Below are 14,816 nucleotides of genomic sequence, written 5' to 3'. Positions count from 1 at the left end.
CATCACCGCCCCGGCATCCGGACAGGATTGTCCCGAGAATCCACCCACACGTACTGCCCCCCAGGCATCACGCACAGCCCGAACCGGCTCAGCTCCGGGCTCCCCCACCCCACCCACCGCAGGAAAGCCCTCTCCACCTCCCCCCACAGGCCACGGGCCCCGGCCTCCGCCACCTGCGAGCCCGACACATAAGCCTTGGAGTCGCCGGCCCACAACCACGCCTGGTAGTCGTCTTCCCTGTCCACGCTCACCGCCAGGTCGGGGATCATTCCGGCGACGGCCACGTCCGCCCCATAACCGGCGGCGAATATCGTCACAGGAGCGATTTCCGCAGACCTGTAGCGGAACTCGCCGTCGAACGTCGGCGGGGAAGCGGCGCGCTGGCTTCTCAGCAGCATGTATCCGGCGAAGCCCGTGAAGTTTCCCGAGGCCGCGCCATCGGAGGAAACGGACAGTCGAAGCTGATATCCGGGCTCGTAACGAGGCATCCACGGCAGCGCGATCACCCCGCCGGCCCGGGTCTGACGCACCCATTCATAGGGGACCTCACGTACGCCGCAAGTGACGTGCACCCGATCGTAGGGAGCATTTCCCGGCCACCCTCGTACACCATCGCCCAGTACCAGGTACGGCCGGCGGCCGGCCGACGCGAGGTTGGCGACGGCGGTCGCGTGCACCTCCTGGTCGATCTCCACGCTGGTCACGCCTTCTGCACCGACCCGGTGCGACAGCAGGCCGGCCGTCCATCCCGGCCCGGTGCCGATCTCGAGCACCCGGTCGTGCGAGTCGGCGTCGAGCAGTTCGAGGAAGTCCACCACGACTCCCGGAGCCGACAGGGACGAGGTATAGCGCCCCGGCCCTTCGGTGATCTTCGTGGCGCCGTCGTCAAACTGCGTGATGATCGCGTGGTCGGCGTACGCGGCCTTGAGCCAGGTGTCCGGGTCGTTCTCCCGGTCGATCAGATAGCCGGGAGCGTCATCCGGGTCGGCCCAGGCCGTGCACGGCACGAAAAGGTGTCGAGGCACGGCGAGCAGGGCCGCCCGCCATGCCTCATCCGTCAACTCCCCGCCGGCGGCCAGGGCGTCGGCCATCGCAACGTTGAGCCTTTCCGGATCCACTAGTGCCTGCCGCCGCCCTTGCCGTTCTTCTCCGGGCCGCTCGGCTGCTTGGGCTCGAACGGCACGTCCTTCTTCTGCCCGCCCGCGTGTTTCGGCACGGGCTTGCCACCCTTGTCTTCCTTTTCCTTGCCGCCCATGACGCTCCTTTCCGCGCACTTCCAAGGCGATATTAGCCCCGGGTTTCCCGCTCTCTATAGAACGTGTCAGTGAGAAAAACGAGCCCGCGCTCCCTGATGGCTATTCCTCCAGAGGATGCCATTACCCATTTCCCATAGAGTGAAATAGCGGCATTTATAGGGGCGGCCGGCACCCGCCAGCGGTCCGGCGCGTACAGGAAGGTGAAGGTGATCGTCCGGTGCCGGTGCTCCGACGTCACCGCCAGGGTGCCGATCGCGGCCGGGACGAAGGCGGTGAAGCCGAGGAAGCCGAGGAAGCCGAGGACGGCCCGGACCCCCGCCTCGGTGTGCAGGCCCGGCATCGGGGGGTCGAAGTTCTCCGGTCCGACGAGAGCCAGCATTCCGATCATCCGCAATCGCCAGCTCGGCCCAGCGCTCTTTCGAAGTGCTCACACCCACGCGTTATCACTCTCGATAATGAGAATGACTCGTTGGAGCCTCCCCTCCCCGATTCAGCCCCTCTCTCACGCCCGGCCGCTGGACGAAGATCAGCCCACCGGCCGGGCGGCACGGGTGGAGATCAGGCCAGGTGGCGGGAGAAGAAGCGCAGGGCGAAAGGCGCCGCCGGCGTTCAGAGCGCCCAGCCGAGCTCGACGGACCGGCGGCAGCGTACGGGGTCGTCGCCCGCGCCGACGAACAGCGCGGTCAGCAGCGGCACGCCGTGCGCCAGCGCCTGCGGAGGCAGGGGGCCGGTGGCGACCAGCGAGGCCAGGCCGTGCCCGACGGTCCAGCTCTGGGTGGCCAGCTCCAGCGGGTCCACGTCGTCGCGGAAGCGGCCGGCGGTCTTGGCCCGCTCGGCAGTACGTACGAGGTGGTGCAGCGTGTCGTCCGCCGCCGCCGCGTCCTCCAGCTCGAACCCGGCGTCGAACATGACCCGGTAGAGGTCGGGGACGGCCAGGGCGTTGGACAGGTACGCGGCGCCGAGGGCGGCCAGGTCGCGCACCGGGTCGTCGGTCGTCTCGACCGTGGCGAGGCGGGCGGCCAGACGGGTGAAGCCCTCCTGCCGCATGGCCGTCCACAGGCCGTCCATGCCGCCGAAGTAGGTGTAGACGGCCATGGTGGACATCCCGGTCCCGGCCACCAGCGAGCGGAGCGTGACCGGCTGCCGGGCGGCCAGCATCTGCGCGGCCCGCTCGATCAGCAGGGACCGGACCGCCGGGTCCTTCCTCCTCACCATGACACCCCACAATACATAACGCTGCTATGTTCTGGTGAAGCGCCACAACGCGCTTCCGTACGTGCGTGCCGTACGCGCGTGCCGTACGCGCGTGCCGTACGCGCGTGCTGCTACGTACGACCTGATTCGAGATGCGAGGAGCCGACATGACCGTGACGCTGATCAACCCCGACGGGCTGCCGAAACCCGACGTCTACCGCCAGATGTCGGTCGCCACCGGATCGAGGCTGGTGTTCCTGGCCGGCCAGGTGGCCCGCGACGCCGAGGGCCGGCCGGTCGGCGAGGGGGACCTGGCCGCCCAGGTGGAGCAGGCGTACCTCAACATCGCCACCGCCCTGGCCGCGGCGGGCGGCTCCTTCGACGACGTGGCCAAGCTGACCGTCTACGTAGTGGACTGGACGCCGGACAAGATGCCCCTGCTGGGCGAGGGCGTCTCGCGGGCGGCGGCCAAGCTCGGGATCGACCCGGTCAAGCCGATCACCCTGCTGGGCGTCGCGGCCCTCGGCGAACCCGACCTCCTGGTCGAGGTCGAGGCCACGGCCGTCCTCGACTGACAGAGGCGAACGCTTCCGGCCAGGGCCAGGCCCAGCGGCCGACGGCGCCCCTTCGGCAACCGTCACCACCAGGTCCCTGCCGGCCTTCCGGCTGATCGTTGAAGGCCGAGATCGAAGGGCGAGGCGTCAGAAGTCGAACTCGCCCTTCTTCACGCCGTCGACGAACGCCTCCCACACAGCGTCCCGGACCACGAACGGCGCCCGCTCCGGCGCCTCCGAATCACGGATCCCCACCCGCCCCCCGGAAAGCCGGGCCACCTCAAGACAGTTGCCGCCGTTCGAGCCGGACTTCGCGGCCTTGCGCCAATCGGCCCGGGCCAGTTCGTCCGCCAGCTCGTCACTCATTACCCGTACCTCTCTGCCGTCTCACGAATGATGCCCTCGGTGATGTGCCGGGGATGAGCCCATGCCCGGATAGCGTCAAATCTCAGGCTAATTGCCCGCACCTCCTCCACACGATCGGTCACCTGACCATGTGAAGCTGACTCCAGGTAAGCCGTGTCATGCCCATGCGGAAGCTGTGCGATGGCGAAGCCGCCGAGCAGGCCAGGAGTCGCCCCCACGCCGACAGGGACGACCTGGATGACGAACTTCGGATGAGCCGCCAGGACCAGCAGCCGTTCGAGCTGCTCGCGCATCACCTTGCCGCCGCCGATCGGCCGGCGCAGAACCCCTTCGTCGATGACCGCCGCATACATCGGCGGCGTCGCTCCCTCGAAGAGGGACTGCCTCTCCAACCTCGCCCGCACCATCTCCTCCACCTGCTCGGCCGTCGCGCCGGGCTCGGCGCTCAGCAGCGAGCGGGCGTACGCCTCGGTCTGCAGCAGGCCAGGCATCACAAGAGGCTCCCACGTCCGGATGGCCAGGGCCGCCTTCTCGATCTTCGGCCACTGCCTGAACCACTTCGGCGTGTGCTTCGGGTTGATCTCTTTCCAGAGCACTGCCAGCTCCCCCTGGAGCCCCAAAGCCTCTTCGGCGGTCGCGACGAACGCCTCCGGTACGGGACGCTTCGCGAGCTCGAAGTACCCGACCATCGTCCCCGAGTATCCGACCCTGGCCCCGAGCACGTCGAGCGTCCAGCCCCGGGCCAGACGCAGCCGGCGAAGCTCGCGCCCGAACACCAATTCCGGGGGCTCTTCCGGCTGGGTCACCGTCTCCGTCGACATGTCGCCTCCGTTCGGCGCGAGAAAACAGGAGTTGCGAACGGCCACAACACGGCCACCGCAGGATTGCGTGAGGGTGTTACCGCAGTTCCGTACAGAAAATAGCCCGGCACGAGCACGCTTGAAATACCCAACGAGAAAGTCTTCGGAAGTTCCCGTCTGACAAATCTGGACATCCCTACCCGCACCGGACGTCAACAGAGGAAAAGAAAAGTGCCAGCCAGAGAATACCTCCCAGCCCGCCGCGAAGAGCAGGACACGAACGCCCTGAACCGGCTCCACATCGCCCTTTCGTCGCTGAACGTCTCCGCCACCATCATCAAAGTAATCCGCCTGAATATGCGACCGGGAAATCCCGCCCACCTTCACCACGAGCCTCCCACGCTGGAGGTGCGAGGAGAGCAGGGCGACCTGCGGGCGCAGATCCTGGTCCTGGAGGTCGCCGGGGAACGCGCCTACGTCGTGCGGCCTACGATCGGCCATGCCGAGGACGTCACCTTCTCGATCGGCTCGCATGAGGAAGCGGCCATTCACATTCACGGCCTCATACGCGGTTGGCGGGTGTCGTGACGGCAGACGACCGATTTCCCGGCTGGGAGATCATGGCGGGCGCCGGTGGCGGTTACATCGCGTACCGCGTCATCCTGGTGCCCCACGGTTCCGGGCTGTCCAACGTCCGCTGTGGCGCCACCCTGGATGAATTGCACGGCAATTTGGCGCAGGAACTCCGCCGCGAGCAACAAACGCGTCGGCTCAGGCGTCCGGCCCGCGCCGCCTGACCTCGCCGGCTCTGTTCCGCGTTCTGGCGCATCGGGTTCGAGTGGTGCTTCCGGTCAGGATCCGGGGTGCCGGGGGCTCGGCCGGGAAGGGTCTGCTCTCGTACGATGGCGGCGTGCAGGGCCTTCTTCGGTCGGTGTGGGACGAGCCCCGGCCGCCCCGTCCCCCTCGCCGGGTGTGGCGTGACTGGGTGGTCGTCGGGGTGCTCGTCCCGGCCATCGTGCTGGAAGGCGTCCTGCGTACGGACCTGCAGTGGCGGCCGCTGTCGGTGATCGTCGCGCTGGTGATGACGCCCACGCTGTTATGGCGTCGTACGAGACCGCTGCTCGCCCTCGCCGTCCCCGTCGTCGTCGCCGGCCTGATCCAGCTCGTCACCGGCGCCGACCCGGCCGAGCTGGGCACGATGGCCTACCTGCTGATCCTGCTGTACGCGCTGTCCCGGTGGGGGTCGGGGCGTGAGGTCGCCGCCGGGGCCGGGCTCATCGCCGCCGCGATCCTGGCCTCGGCCGGGGCGGGGCATCTCGTGCTGCCCGGTGACGTCGTCGGGGCGTTCGCCGTCGTGCTGGCGGCGATCGCGCTGGGCGGCGCGTTCCGGTACCGGGCCAGGGCCAGGATGCGCGAGCTCGACCAGGTCAAGCTGCTCGAACGGGAGCAGCTCGCCCGCGACCTGCACGACACCGTCGCCCACCACGTCTCGGCGATGGCGATCAGGGCCCAGGCGGGCATCGCGACCGCCGCCGCCAACCCGGACGCCGCCGTGGACGCGCTGCGCGTGATCGAGGCCGAGGCGTCCCGTACGCTCGCCGAGATGCGCACGATGGTGCGCGTCCTGCGCCGGGGCGAGGAGTCCGAGCCGCCGGAGCTGGCCCCGAACCCGCACCTCGCCGACCTTGAGCGGCTCGCCGGCCGGTCGCGGGTGGGGCCGGCGGTGGAGGTGCTGATCGACGGCGATCTCGACGGTGTCCCGGCCTCGGTGGGGGCCGCCGTCTACCGCATCGCCCAGGAGTCGGTGACCAACGCCCGGCGGCACGCCCGGCACGCCACCAGGATCGAGGTCCGCGTGGCGGCCGACGACACCGCCGTGCGGCTGCGGGTGAGCGACGACGGTGACAGCACCGCGGGCCGTCCGGTGGTGCCGCACGGGTACGGGCTGCTCGGCATGATCGAACGGGCCGACCTGCTCGGCGGCACCTGCGAGGCCGGCCCCAACCCCGGCCGCGGCTGGACCGTGACCGCCGTGCTGCCCCGGACGGGGGCCGCGACATGACCACGGGAGCCGTGACATGACCCCAGGAGCCACGACACGACCGCGAAGGCCGCCGACATGACTTCGGAGAGTCGCGGCATGACCGTTGAAGCCGCCGATGAGCCGATCCGGGTCATCGTCGCCGATGACCAGGAGATCGCCCGCACCGGGTTGCGCATGATCCTCGACGCGCAGCCCGGCATCGAGGTGGTGGCCGAGGCGGGCGACGGTCTGCGGGCGGTGGAGCTGGCGCGCCGGCTGCGTCCCGACGTGTGCCTGTTCGACATCCGGATGCCCCGCTGCGACGGCATCGAGGCGACCGCCCGCCTGGCGGGGCCCGACGTGGCCGACCCGATCGCGGTCGTCGTCATCACCACGTTCGACCTGGACGAGTACGTCTACGCCGCGCTCCGGGCGGGCGCGCGCGGGTTCCTGCTCAAGGACGCGGGCCCGGCGCTGCTCGCCCAGGCGATGCACGCCGCCGCGCGCGGTGACGCGCTGATCGCTCCGAGCATCACCGCCCGCCTGCTGTCCGCGTTCGCCGGCACGGGCCCGGCGCGGCCGGGGGCGCAGCCGATCGAGGCGCTCACGGACCGGGAGGAGCAGATCCTGCTGACGGTGGCGCGCGGCCGCACGAACAGCGAGATCGCCGCCGAGCTGCACATCTCACTGAGCACGGTGAAGAGTCACGTCGCGAGCCTGATGACCAAGCTCGGGGTCCGCAACAGGGTCGAGATCGCCATGTGGGCGTACGAGACCCGCCGCGTCAGGCTCTGACCGTCGCCTCCGAACCCGGGAGCGGCGCGGGGCACGGGGGCGGCGGCGAATAAGCCGTTCGGCCACCGCCAGGTTGATCAGCCAGGCCGCCCCGAGGAGCCAGGCCCGGGTGAGGTCGTCCGGCGGGCCGGCGGCCGCGATCCACGCCCCCTGGGTGAACGCCTGCGTCCCCGCCCCGAGCCCGACCGCGTACGCCCGCATCATCCAGGCGCGGTGCCGGCGGAGGTCGCGGCGGCGGGCGGCGGCCAGGCCGAGGGCGAGGGAGGCGAACATGCCCGTCCCGAACACCACCCGGAACACGGCCGGCAACCCCGCGTCCCCGGGCGGCAGGACGGAGAACAGGGTCAGCCACACCCCCGACAGCGCCGCCACCATGCCGGCCCCGACCAGCGCCCGCCCGGCCGCGCGGTGCCATCGGGGCCGGCGCCGCCGGAACCCGGGCGCGAACTGGAACGCCCCGGCCAGGCTGTAGAGGGTGACGGTGACGATGTGCACCGTCAGGGGGAGCGCCGAGGCGGTGTGCCGGTCGTCGGCCACGCCGCCCGCGAACTCGGTCAGGCGGACGGCGCCCGCGAGCAGGGGGACGAAGCTCAGAGTGATCAGCCCGGCGGGGATGAGCCGGCCGGCCAGGGAAGTGGTCCGCATGTCCCCGATGGTGCGGGCAGGGCCCCTCTCCCTTCATCGGCCGCCGGGCCCGGCCGAACCGAGCCGATCGGCCAGCGGAGTCGTCGTACTTTCGGCTGTTACGCCGCCCTTCGCGCCCTCTCACACTGAGGGCCATCGACGCACACGAAGGAGAAGGCGATGAACCTGACGGCGACGAAGATGAAGGCGTTCGTCCTGCACGCGTACGGCTCCCCCGACGCCCTGGAGCTCAGGCAGGTGGACCGGCCGTCCCCCGGTCCCGGCGAGGTGCTGGTGCGGGTGCGCGCCACCTCCGTCCAGCCCTGGGACTGGCACTACATGCGCGGCGAGCCGTACATCGCCCGGCTGATGCCCGGCGGCCCGGCGCTGCGCGGGCCGGCGATCTCGATCCTCGGCGCGGACGTGGCCGGGGAGGTCGCGGAGGCCGGCCCGGGCGTGACGGAGTTCGGGCCGGGCGATCTCGTCTACGGGATGCCGCCGAACGGCGGCGGGTTCGGCGAGTACGCCTGCGTGCCGGTGAGCGAGCTGGCGCCGAAGCCCGCGAGCCTGTCGTTCGAGGAGGCGGCGGCGGTGCCGCTGGCGGCCGGCACGGCCCTGCTCGCCGTGCGCGACCGGGGCAGGGTCGGGCCGGGGCAGCGGGTGCTGGTCAACGGCGCCTCCGGCGGCGTGGGGACGTTCGCGGTGCAGCTCGCCAAGGCGTACGGGGCGCACGTCACCGGGGTGTGCAGCACGGGGAACGTGGACCTGGTGCGCTCGCTGGGCGCGGACGAGGTCATCGACTACCGCGAGCAGGACTTCGTCAGGGACGGCGGGGAGCCGTACGACGTGATCGTCTACAACGCCGGCCGCCGCTCGTTCGGCGAGTGCCGCAAGGTGCTCACCCGCAAGGGCGTCTGCGTGATGGTGGGCGGCGCGGCGGGACGGTGGGTGCAGCCGGCCGGCATCGTCTTCACGGCGGTCCTGAGGTCGCTGTTCACCTCGCAGAAGGCGGTCGTGGCCGAGGTGGTGGGCAGCAAGGAGACCCGGCGCAACCTCCTGGAGCTGTCGGCGCTCATCGAGGCCGGCCGGGTCCGCCCGGTCATCGACCGCGTCTATCCGTTCGAGGAGCTGCCGGCCGCGGTCAGGTATCAGGAGGAGGGCCACGCCCCCGGCAAGGTCGTGGTCACCCTCTGACGACCACCGGCGAACGCCGGCCGCCTCACGCGTACAGCTCCTCGATGCCGAGCTCATTTCGAATTGTGTCGCTTAGGGTGGCTTCTATGGACGCAGGCAAGGCGATCTTCGATACCGTCGACAAGTTCCGCCAGCGGCGTACGGCCCCGCTGGTCCTGGAGCTCGATCTCACAGAGGGGCTTACCGAGGGCCCGCCGGCGGACCCGCTCGCCGCGGTGCTGTCCATGCGCAAGTCGCGCCTGGCCGACGTGCTGTCCGGGCTCAAGCGGGCGCGGCAGGACTCCCGGGTCAAGGCGCTGATCGTGAAGGTCGGCGGCCAGCCGCTGGGGCTGGGCATGGTGCAGGAGCTGCGCCAGGCGGTGATCCACTTCCGGGCCTCGGGCAAGCTGACCGTGGCTTTCGCCGAGACGTTCGGCGAGTTCAGCGGCGGCACCGTGCCCTACTACCTGGCCACCGCCTTCGAGCGGGTCTACCTGCAGCCCAGCGGCGACGTCGGGCTGACGGGCGTGGCGATGGAGCAGCGGTTCGTCAAGGGCGCGCTGGGCAAGCTGGGCGTCGGCTACGAGCTGGGCCAGCGCCACGAGTACAAGACCGCGGCCAACATGTTCACCCAGGACCACATGACCGACCCGCACCGCGAGTCCATGTCCCGCATCGTGGAGTCGGTCACCGAGACGATCTCGGCCGGCATCGCCGACGGCCGCCGCCTCGACCCGGGCAAGGTGCGCGAGCTGATCGACCGCGGGCCGTTCACCGGCCCCGAGGCGCTGGAGGCGGGCCTGGTCGACGGGCTGGCCTACCGCGACGAGGTCTACGACGAGGTCAAGCGCGCCGCGGGCGAGGAGGCGCACCTGCTGTACGTCGCCCGCTACGCCAAGGGCGCGGCCGTGCGCAAGCTGCCGCAGCCGGCGGCCGACGGGATCGCGCTGGTCCACGGCATCGGGATGATCAGGTCGGGCCGCAGCGGCCGCAGCCCGCTCGGCGGGGGCGGCGCGATGGGCTCCGACACGATCAGCGCCGCGCTGCGCGCCGCCCGGCGCGACGATCACGTCAAGGCCGTGGTGTTCCGCGTGGACAGCCCCGGCGGCTCCTACGTGGCCAGCGACACGGTCTGGCGCGAGGTGACGCTGACGCGCAAGGTCAAGCCGGTGATCGTCTCGATGGGCGACGTGGCGGCCTCCGGCGGCTACTTCGTCTCGATGGCCGCCGACGTGATCGTGGCCCAGCCGGGCACGCTGACGGGCTCGATCGGCGTGTACGGCGGCAAGGCCGTCCTCGCCGAGCTGATGGAGAAGATCGGCGTCAACACGGAGATGGTGGCGCAGGGCGCCAACGCCGGCATGTTCTCCACCTCCCGCGGCTTCTCCCCCGAGCAGTGGGAGCGGGTGAACGCCTGGCTCGACCGCATCTACGACGACTTCGTGGGCAAGGTGGCCAAGAGCCGCGACCTGACCCGCGAGCGCGCCCACGAGCTGGCCCGCGGCCGGGTCTGGACCGGCGCCGACGCCCACGCGAGCGGGCTGGTGGACGAGCTGGGCGGCCTGGAGGACGCGCTGGCCCTGGCCAGGAAGCGGGCGGGGCTGGCGGACGACGCGCCGGTGCGCAGCTATCCGCGGCTCAACCCGCTCGAACGCCTGCGCGGCCCCGAGTCGAGCGAGGACAAGTCGGCGGCCCTGGCCAGGGTCCGCCTGGACGCGTGGGGGCCGCTCGCCCGCCTGTCGGCCGAGCTGGGCCTGCCCGCCGCCGGCCCGCTGATCCTGCCCTCCTGGTACGTGATCCGCTAGCGCGGACAAACGCCACCGGTAAGGACGCCATCGTCAGAACAACACCGTCAGAACAACACCGTCAGAACAACACCGTCAGAACGGCACCGTCAGGCCGCCGGTCAGGAGGTCGCGGTCGAGCGGTAGCGGCCCCGCAGGCGTACCAGGGGCTGCCGGGCGGAGTCGACGTAGTCGACGGCCAGGACGGCGGCGATGAAGAGCGTGTGATCCCCGGCCGGGACCACCTGGGTGGTCTCGGCCTCGATCGCGGCCACGCCGCCCTCGACGACCAGCGCCTCGGTGTGCGGCCCGCGGTGGTGCGGCGCGCCGGCCACCAGGTGGCGGGCGCTGGGCCGGCCCGGGGTGGCGAAGCGGCTGGCGATGGCCGCCTGCCCCGACGACAGCAGGGAGGCCGCCCAGCGGTCGCGGCGGAGCAGCACCTCGGCGAGGTAGCCGCCGCTGGCCAGGCTGACCAGCACCAGCGGGGGCTCCAGGGAGACGGACATCAGCGCCGACACCGTGACGCCCAGGTCGTCGCGCCCGTCCCGGGTGGTCACGACCGCCACCCCGGCCGCGAGCTGCGCCATCGCCTCCGTGAACAGCTCGCTCACCGCAGGGCCCCCTCCGGCGAGAGGGCCCGGTGCGGCGGTCGCGGGCTCAGCCGAGGCCGTTGGTGGTCAGCCATTCCTTGGCCACGGTCGCGGGCTCGTCCTTGTTGACGGAGATCTTCTGCATCATCTGCAGGAGGGACTCGGTCGTCAGCTTCGCCGAGATGCCGTTCAGGGTCGTCCTGATCGGCTCGGTGGCGGAGGCCTTGTGCAGCAGCGGGGTGACGTTCTGGGCGGGGAAGATGTTCTTGGTGTCCTGGAGGGGCACCAGGTTGTTGGCCGTCATCTTGGGGTCGGTGGAGAAGACGTTGCCGACCTGGATCGAGCCTTCCTTGATCGCGTCGGACGTGGTCGGCCCGGTGGGCTTCCACTCCTTGAACTCCAGGCCGTAGACCTCCTTGAAGCGCGCCTCCCAGCGGCTCTTGAACTCCGGCGGCCCGCCGACGACCATGTCCTTGGAGACCTTCGCCAGGTCCTCCATGGTGTTCAGCGACTGCTTGGCCTGGGTGTCCTTGGTGATGGACAGGGTGTCCTTGTCCTCGGCGGGCGAGGAGTCGAGCACCTCCAGCTCGGCCGGCAGCTTCTCCTTCAGCGCCGCGTTGACCTCCTCGGTGGTCGCGGCGGTGGCCGTCTTGTCGATGAAGGCCAGCAGGTTGCCGTTGTACTCCGGCACGATGGTCAGGCCGCCGCTCTTGACCTGGTCATAGACGGCCTCGCGGCTGCCGATGCGCGGCTTCTCCTCCACCTGCACGCCCTTGGCCTCCAGCGCCTGGGCGTAGATCGAGGCGAGCAGCACGCTCTCGTCGAAGTCGAAGGAGCCGATGACGGCCTTGCCGCCCGCCGCTCCGGAGGCCGAGCCGGTGGGGGCGGCGCTCGTGGTGTCGAGCGGGTTGCCCCCGGTGCTCCCACCGCCGCCGCCACAGGCGGCCAGTGCGAGCATCGCCGAGAGCAGCACCCCCGTGATGCCGTACGTGCGTCTCATGTCGCTTTTCCCTTCTAACCGGGAGGTAATACAGGAGATTATCGGACCTTCAGTCGCCGGCTCACTCCCGGAGAGACCGTCACCCTCTGGAGGAGGGCGAACAGGACCTGCACCACGAGCGCGAACAGCACAATCAGTACTGAACCCCCGACAACGCTCGCGTAATCCTTGGTCGCGTAACCGTCTATGACATATCGCCCCAGACCGCCCAGCCCGGTGTAGGCGGCGACCGTGGTGGTGGCCACGACCTGGATGGCCGACAGGCGGCAGCCGAGCAGGATCAGCGGCAGCGCCACCGGCACCAGCACCCGGCCGAGCACCTGGCCGCCGCGCAGCCCCATCCCGTACGCCGCGTCGCGCAGCTCGGGATCGACCCCTCTGATCCCCTCGAAGGTGTTGACCAGGATCGGCGGCACCGACAGCAGCACCAGCGGAATGATCACCGGCCAGATCGAGGACGCGCCGAGCAGCAGCACGAACATCACCAGCAGCCCCAGCGTGGGCAGCGCCCTGGCCAGGTTCGCCGACACGACGACGATCACCTCTCCCCGGCCGGTGTGCCCGATGAGCAGGCCCAGCGGCACGGCGATCAGCATGGCCAGCACCAGCGCCAGCGCCGAGAACTGCAGGTGCTCCAGCAGCCGCGCGGGGATGCCGCCGGAGCCCGTCCAGTTGTCCGCGTCGCCGAAGAACTCCCCGAGCCAGCCGAAGAACGACAGCAGCCAGTTCACGCCGCCGCCCCCTTCCGCGCCCGCACCCAGGGGGTGAGCAGCCGCTGCGCCAGGACCAGCAGGCCGTCGGCGATCAGCGCCAGCGCCACGATGAGCACGATGCCGACGATCACCGGGGGCAGGAACGGGTTCTGGTAGGCCCGGGTGAACAGCCCGCCGAGCCCGCCCTGCCCGATCAGCGCGCCCACGCTGACCAGGCTGATGCTGGAGACCGCCACGACCCGCAGCCCGGCCAGCACCACCGGCGCCGCGATCGGCAGCTCCACCAGCAGCAGCCGGCGCAGCGGGGTGAAGCCCATCGCCACGGCCGACTGGCGCACGTGGTCGGGCACCGAGTTCAGCCCGTCCACCACGGCCGGGATCAGCACCGCCATGCCGTAGAAGGTCAGCGGGATGATCACCGTGGCCTGCGACAGCCCGGTCACCGAGATCAGCAGCATGAAGACCGGCAGCGACGGGAGCGCGTAGACGACGTTCATCAGGCCCGAGGTGGGCTGGTAGAGCCAGCGCCAGCGCACGCAGGCCAGGCCCAGCGGCAGCGCCACGAGCAGCGCGAGCAGGATGGGCACGAACGACATGGTGAGGTGGTCGGTGAGCAGGCTCTTGATGCTGTCGACCCGGCCGGTGTCCCAGTTGCGCCCGATCCACTCCCAGATGGAGGGGGGACCATCACCCATCTGCCGCCTCCGCCAGCGCCTCGTCCAGTGCCCGCCTGGTGGCCACGCCGACGACCCTGCCCTCCTCGTCCACGGCCACCGCGCAGCCCGACGGCGACAACAGCGCCGCGTCGAGGGCCGTGCGCATGCTGTCGCGCCCGTGCACGAACGTCCCGTACGGCTCCAGCTCGCCCGGCCGCTCCCCCGAGCGCCAGCCCACGGGCCGGCCGTCGCCGGTCACGACCAGCAGCCACGGCTCGCCGGACGCGCCCCCGGCGCCGCCCTCGGGCACGGTCAGGTCAGTGCGCAGCCGCAGCGCCTCCGTGGAGACGAACTGCAGCCGCCTGATGCCCCGGTCGTGCCCGAGGAACTCGCGCACGAAGTCGTCGGCCGGCTCCGACAGCAGCGTCTTGGGGTCGGCGACCTGGGCCAGCGTGCCGCCCACGCGCAGCACCGCGACGCGGTCGCCGAGCTTGATGGCCTCGTCGATGTCGTGGGTGACGAACACGATCGTCTTGTTCAGCTCGCTCTGCAGCCGCAGCAGCTCGTCCTGGAGGTTGGTGCGCACGATGGGGTCGACGGCGCTGAACGGCTCGTCCATCAGCAGCACGGGCGGGTCGGCGGCCAGCGCCCTGGCCACGCCCACCCGCTGCTGCTGCCCGCCCGAGAGCTGGAAGGGGTAGCGCCGGGCCAGCGCCGGGTCCAGCCCGACGCGCTCCAGCAGCTCCATCGCCCTGCCCCGGGCCTTCTTGCGGTCCCAGCCGAGCAGGTAGGGGACGGTCGCGACGTTGTCGACGATCTTTCTGTGGGGGAAGAGCCCGGCCTGCTGGATGACGTATCCGATGCCGCGCCGCAGCGTCGGCGGGTCGATGCCCTGCACCGGCTCGCCGTCGAGCAGGATGCGGCCCTCCGTGGCGTCGATCATCCGGTTGATCATCCGCAGGGAGGTCGTCTTCCCGCAGCCGGACGGCCCCACGAGCACGGTGATCTCGCCGGTGGGCGCCTCGAGGCTGAGGCGGTCAACGGCGACGGTCCCGTCCGGATAACGTTTGGTGACAGACTCGAATGTGATCACGCGCGATCTCTCGCTTCGGGCTTCGGTGGCAGGGCCGCAGCCCCCTGCCACGACCACCGCATGATCTCTCTTGACCCCACAGACTACGGCGGCAGAAACCCCTTTGTCCCCTCGGGCATCCCTTAAACGCTTCACTTGACCAGGGAGATTCACACCAAATCTGGATCTGGTAGTGCGCCGGACCACGCGGTGTTG

At 70.7% G+C, this 14,816-nt stretch carries 19 protein-coding genes; 7 read left to right on the top strand and 12 right to left on the bottom strand.

Features of this window, described 5'->3' with window-relative positions:
• Positions 1 to 2 precede the first annotated feature (2 nt).
• The 4 genes from IO39_RS18815 to IO39_RS18805 form a co-directional block, all read right to left on the bottom strand.
• Positions 3 to 1,091: a methyltransferase domain-containing protein gene (locus IO39_RS18815; protein WP_052423070.1), complete on the bottom strand. Its 1,089-nt coding sequence runs from the start codon at positions 1,089 to 1,091 to the stop codon at positions 3 to 5.
• A gap of 26 nt (positions 1,092 to 1,117) precedes the next feature.
• Complete coding sequence (locus IO39_RS54520) at positions 1,118 to 1,255, bottom strand: hypothetical protein (RefSeq protein WP_157548562.1); 138 nt, start codon at positions 1,253 to 1,255, stop codon at positions 1,118 to 1,120.
• A gap of 32 nt (positions 1,256 to 1,287) precedes the next feature.
• On the bottom strand, positions 1,288 to 1,635 hold the full coding sequence (locus tag IO39_RS56770) for a hypothetical protein (protein WP_052423060.1): 348 nt from the start codon (positions 1,633 to 1,635) through the stop codon (positions 1,288 to 1,290).
• A 230-nt stretch (positions 1,636 to 1,865) separates the two neighbouring features.
• A complete protein-coding gene (locus IO39_RS18805; protein ID WP_043624531.1) occupies positions 1,866 to 2,471 on the bottom strand; it encodes a TetR/AcrR family transcriptional regulator in 606 nt (201 codons plus the stop codon).
• A 146-nt stretch (positions 2,472 to 2,617) separates the two neighbouring features.
• Between IO39_RS18805 and IO39_RS18800 the strand changes: the two genes are divergently transcribed.
• On the top strand, positions 2,618 to 3,025 hold the full coding sequence (locus IO39_RS18800; protein WP_043624529.1) for a RidA family protein: 408 nt from the start codon (positions 2,618 to 2,620) through the stop codon (positions 3,023 to 3,025).
• Positions 3,026 to 3,151: 126 nt separating this feature from the next.
• Here IO39_RS18800 and IO39_RS18795 read toward each other — a convergent pair whose 3' ends face one another.
• Both IO39_RS18795 and IO39_RS56055 read right to left on the bottom strand, forming a co-directional pair.
• Positions 3,152 to 3,370, bottom strand: a complete 219-nt coding sequence (locus IO39_RS18795) for a DUF397 domain-containing protein (protein WP_043624527.1) — start codon at positions 3,368 to 3,370, stop codon at positions 3,152 to 3,154.
• On the bottom strand, positions 3,370 to 4,191 hold the full coding sequence (locus tag IO39_RS56055) for a DUF5753 domain-containing protein (RefSeq protein WP_052423059.1): 822 nt from the start codon (positions 4,189 to 4,191) through the stop codon (positions 3,370 to 3,372). Before IO39_RS56055 ends, IO39_RS18795 begins: the two co-directional genes overlap by 1 nt.
• A gap of 210 nt (positions 4,192 to 4,401) precedes the next feature.
• Here IO39_RS56055 and IO39_RS56050 point away from each other — a divergent pair, with 210 nt between their 5' ends.
• From IO39_RS56050 to IO39_RS18770, 4 genes are all read left to right on the top strand, one after another.
• A complete protein-coding gene (locus IO39_RS56050; protein WP_043624524.1) occupies positions 4,402 to 4,758 on the top strand; it encodes a hypothetical protein in 357 nt (118 codons plus the stop codon).
• Entirely contained in the window at positions 4,755 to 4,967 is a 213-nt protein-coding gene (locus IO39_RS18780) for a hypothetical protein (RefSeq protein WP_157548556.1), read from the top strand. Before IO39_RS56050 ends, IO39_RS18780 begins: the two co-directional genes overlap by 4 nt.
• A 113-nt stretch (positions 4,968 to 5,080) precedes the next feature.
• Complete coding sequence (locus IO39_RS18775; protein WP_043624518.1) at positions 5,081 to 6,232, top strand: sensor histidine kinase; 1,152 nt, start codon at positions 5,081 to 5,083, stop codon at positions 6,230 to 6,232.
• Positions 6,233 to 6,310: 78 nt separating this feature from the next.
• Positions 6,311 to 6,988 carry a response regulator gene (locus tag IO39_RS18770; RefSeq protein ID WP_043624515.1) on the top strand — a complete coding sequence of 226 codons (678 nt, stop codon included), beginning with the start codon at positions 6,311 to 6,313 and terminating at the stop codon, positions 6,986 to 6,988.
• On the opposite strand, the gene IO39_RS18765 is transcribed toward IO39_RS18770, so the two are convergent.
• Positions 6,878 to 7,633 carry a DUF2306 domain-containing protein gene (locus IO39_RS18765; RefSeq protein WP_043624512.1) on the bottom strand — a complete coding sequence of 252 codons (756 nt, stop codon included), beginning with the start codon at positions 7,631 to 7,633 and terminating at the stop codon, positions 6,878 to 6,880. The genes IO39_RS18770 and IO39_RS18765 overlap by 111 nt on opposite strands.
• A 159-nt stretch (positions 7,634 to 7,792) precedes the next feature.
• On the opposite strand from IO39_RS18765, the gene IO39_RS18760 reads away from it, so the two are divergent.
• Together IO39_RS18760 and sppA are read left to right on the top strand one after the other, a co-directional pair.
• Complete coding sequence (locus tag IO39_RS18760; RefSeq protein ID WP_043624509.1) at positions 7,793 to 8,806, top strand: NAD(P)-dependent alcohol dehydrogenase; 1,014 nt, start codon at positions 7,793 to 7,795, stop codon at positions 8,804 to 8,806.
• Positions 8,807 to 8,892: 86 nt separating this feature from the next.
• Complete coding sequence (gene sppA, locus IO39_RS18755) at positions 8,893 to 10,590, top strand: signal peptide peptidase SppA (protein ID WP_043624507.1); 1,698 nt, start codon at positions 8,893 to 8,895, stop codon at positions 10,588 to 10,590.
• Positions 10,591 to 10,691: 101 nt separating this feature from the next.
• Here sppA and IO39_RS18750 read toward each other — a convergent pair whose 3' ends face one another.
• Genes IO39_RS18750 through IO39_RS18730 form a run of 5 tightly spaced genes read right to left on the bottom strand, consistent with a single transcriptional unit; the run spans position 10,692 to position 14,621 of the window.
• A complete protein-coding gene (locus IO39_RS18750; RefSeq protein ID WP_157548553.1) occupies positions 10,692 to 11,180 on the bottom strand; it encodes a flavin reductase family protein in 489 nt (162 codons plus the stop codon).
• A gap of 46 nt (positions 11,181 to 11,226) precedes the next feature.
• Positions 11,227 to 12,159, bottom strand: coding sequence for an ABC transporter substrate-binding protein (locus tag IO39_RS18745; RefSeq protein WP_043624505.1), 933 nt, complete (start codon positions 12,157 to 12,159; stop codon positions 11,227 to 11,229).
• A 38-nt stretch (positions 12,160 to 12,197) separates the two neighbouring features.
• On the bottom strand, positions 12,198 to 12,890 hold the full coding sequence (locus tag IO39_RS18740) for an ABC transporter permease (protein WP_043624502.1): 693 nt from the start codon (positions 12,888 to 12,890) through the stop codon (positions 12,198 to 12,200).
• Positions 12,887 to 13,567 (bottom strand): ABC transporter permease, encoded by a 681-nt coding sequence (locus IO39_RS18735; RefSeq protein WP_043624499.1) that lies wholly within the window; start codon positions 13,565 to 13,567, stop codon positions 12,887 to 12,889. The genes IO39_RS18740 and IO39_RS18735 overlap by 4 nt, the downstream gene beginning before the upstream one ends.
• Positions 13,560 to 14,621, bottom strand: coding sequence for an ABC transporter ATP-binding protein (locus tag IO39_RS18730; RefSeq protein ID WP_043624496.1), 1,062 nt, complete (start codon positions 14,619 to 14,621; stop codon positions 13,560 to 13,562). The genes IO39_RS18735 and IO39_RS18730 overlap by 8 nt, the downstream gene beginning before the upstream one ends.
• Positions 14,622 to 14,816: the final 195 nt, after the last annotated feature.

The sequence above is a fragment of the Nonomuraea candida genome, from assembly GCF_000725485.1.
GTDB classification, from domain to species: domain Bacteria; phylum Actinomycetota; class Actinomycetes; order Streptosporangiales; family Streptosporangiaceae; genus Nonomuraea; species Nonomuraea candida.
The sequence above is the reverse complement of the archived record's forward strand: the minus strand, read 5'-3'. Positions and strand labels throughout refer to the sequence as shown.

What these genes read in the sequence shown, in the direction of transcription:
- IO39_RS18815 (WP_052423070.1), bottom strand. Translation starts at nt 1,091, where the DNA reads ATGGCCGACGCCCTGGCCGCCGGCGGGGAGTTGACGGATGAGGCATGG.
- IO39_RS54520 (WP_157548562.1), bottom strand. Translation starts at nt 1,255, where the DNA reads ATGGGCGGCAAGGAAAAGGAAGACAAGGGTGGCAAGCCCGTGCCGAAA.
- IO39_RS56770 (WP_052423060.1), bottom strand. Translation starts at nt 1,635, where the DNA reads ATGCTGGCTCTCGTCGGACCGGAGAACTTCGACCCCCCGATGCCGGGC.
- IO39_RS18805 (WP_043624531.1), bottom strand. Translation starts at nt 2,471, where the DNA reads ATGGTGAGGAGGAAGGACCCGGCGGTCCGGTCCCTGCTGATCGAGCGG.
- IO39_RS18800 (WP_043624529.1), top strand. Translation starts at nt 2,618, where the DNA reads ATGACCGTGACGCTGATCAACCCCGACGGGCTGCCGAAACCCGACGTC.
- IO39_RS18795 (WP_043624527.1), bottom strand. Translation starts at nt 3,370, where the DNA reads ATGAGTGACGAGCTGGCGGACGAACTGGCCCGGGCCGATTGGCGCAAG.
- IO39_RS56055 (WP_052423059.1), bottom strand. Translation starts at nt 4,191, where the DNA reads ATGTCGACGGAGACGGTGACCCAGCCGGAAGAGCCCCCGGAATTGGTG.
- IO39_RS18770 (WP_043624515.1), top strand. Translation starts at nt 6,311, where the DNA reads ATGACCGTTGAAGCCGCCGATGAGCCGATCCGGGTCATCGTCGCCGAT.
- IO39_RS18765 (WP_043624512.1), bottom strand. Translation starts at nt 7,633, where the DNA reads ATGCGGACCACTTCCCTGGCCGGCCGGCTCATCCCCGCCGGGCTGATC.
- IO39_RS18760 (WP_043624509.1), top strand. Translation starts at nt 7,793, where the DNA reads ATGAACCTGACGGCGACGAAGATGAAGGCGTTCGTCCTGCACGCGTAC.
- sppA (WP_043624507.1), top strand. Translation starts at nt 8,893, where the DNA reads ATGGACGCAGGCAAGGCGATCTTCGATACCGTCGACAAGTTCCGCCAG.
- IO39_RS18745 (WP_043624505.1), bottom strand. Translation starts at nt 12,159, where the DNA reads ATGAGACGCACGTACGGCATCACGGGGGTGCTGCTCTCGGCGATGCTC.
- IO39_RS18735 (WP_043624499.1), bottom strand. Translation starts at nt 13,567, where the DNA reads ATGGGTGATGGTCCCCCCTCCATCTGGGAGTGGATCGGGCGCAACTGG.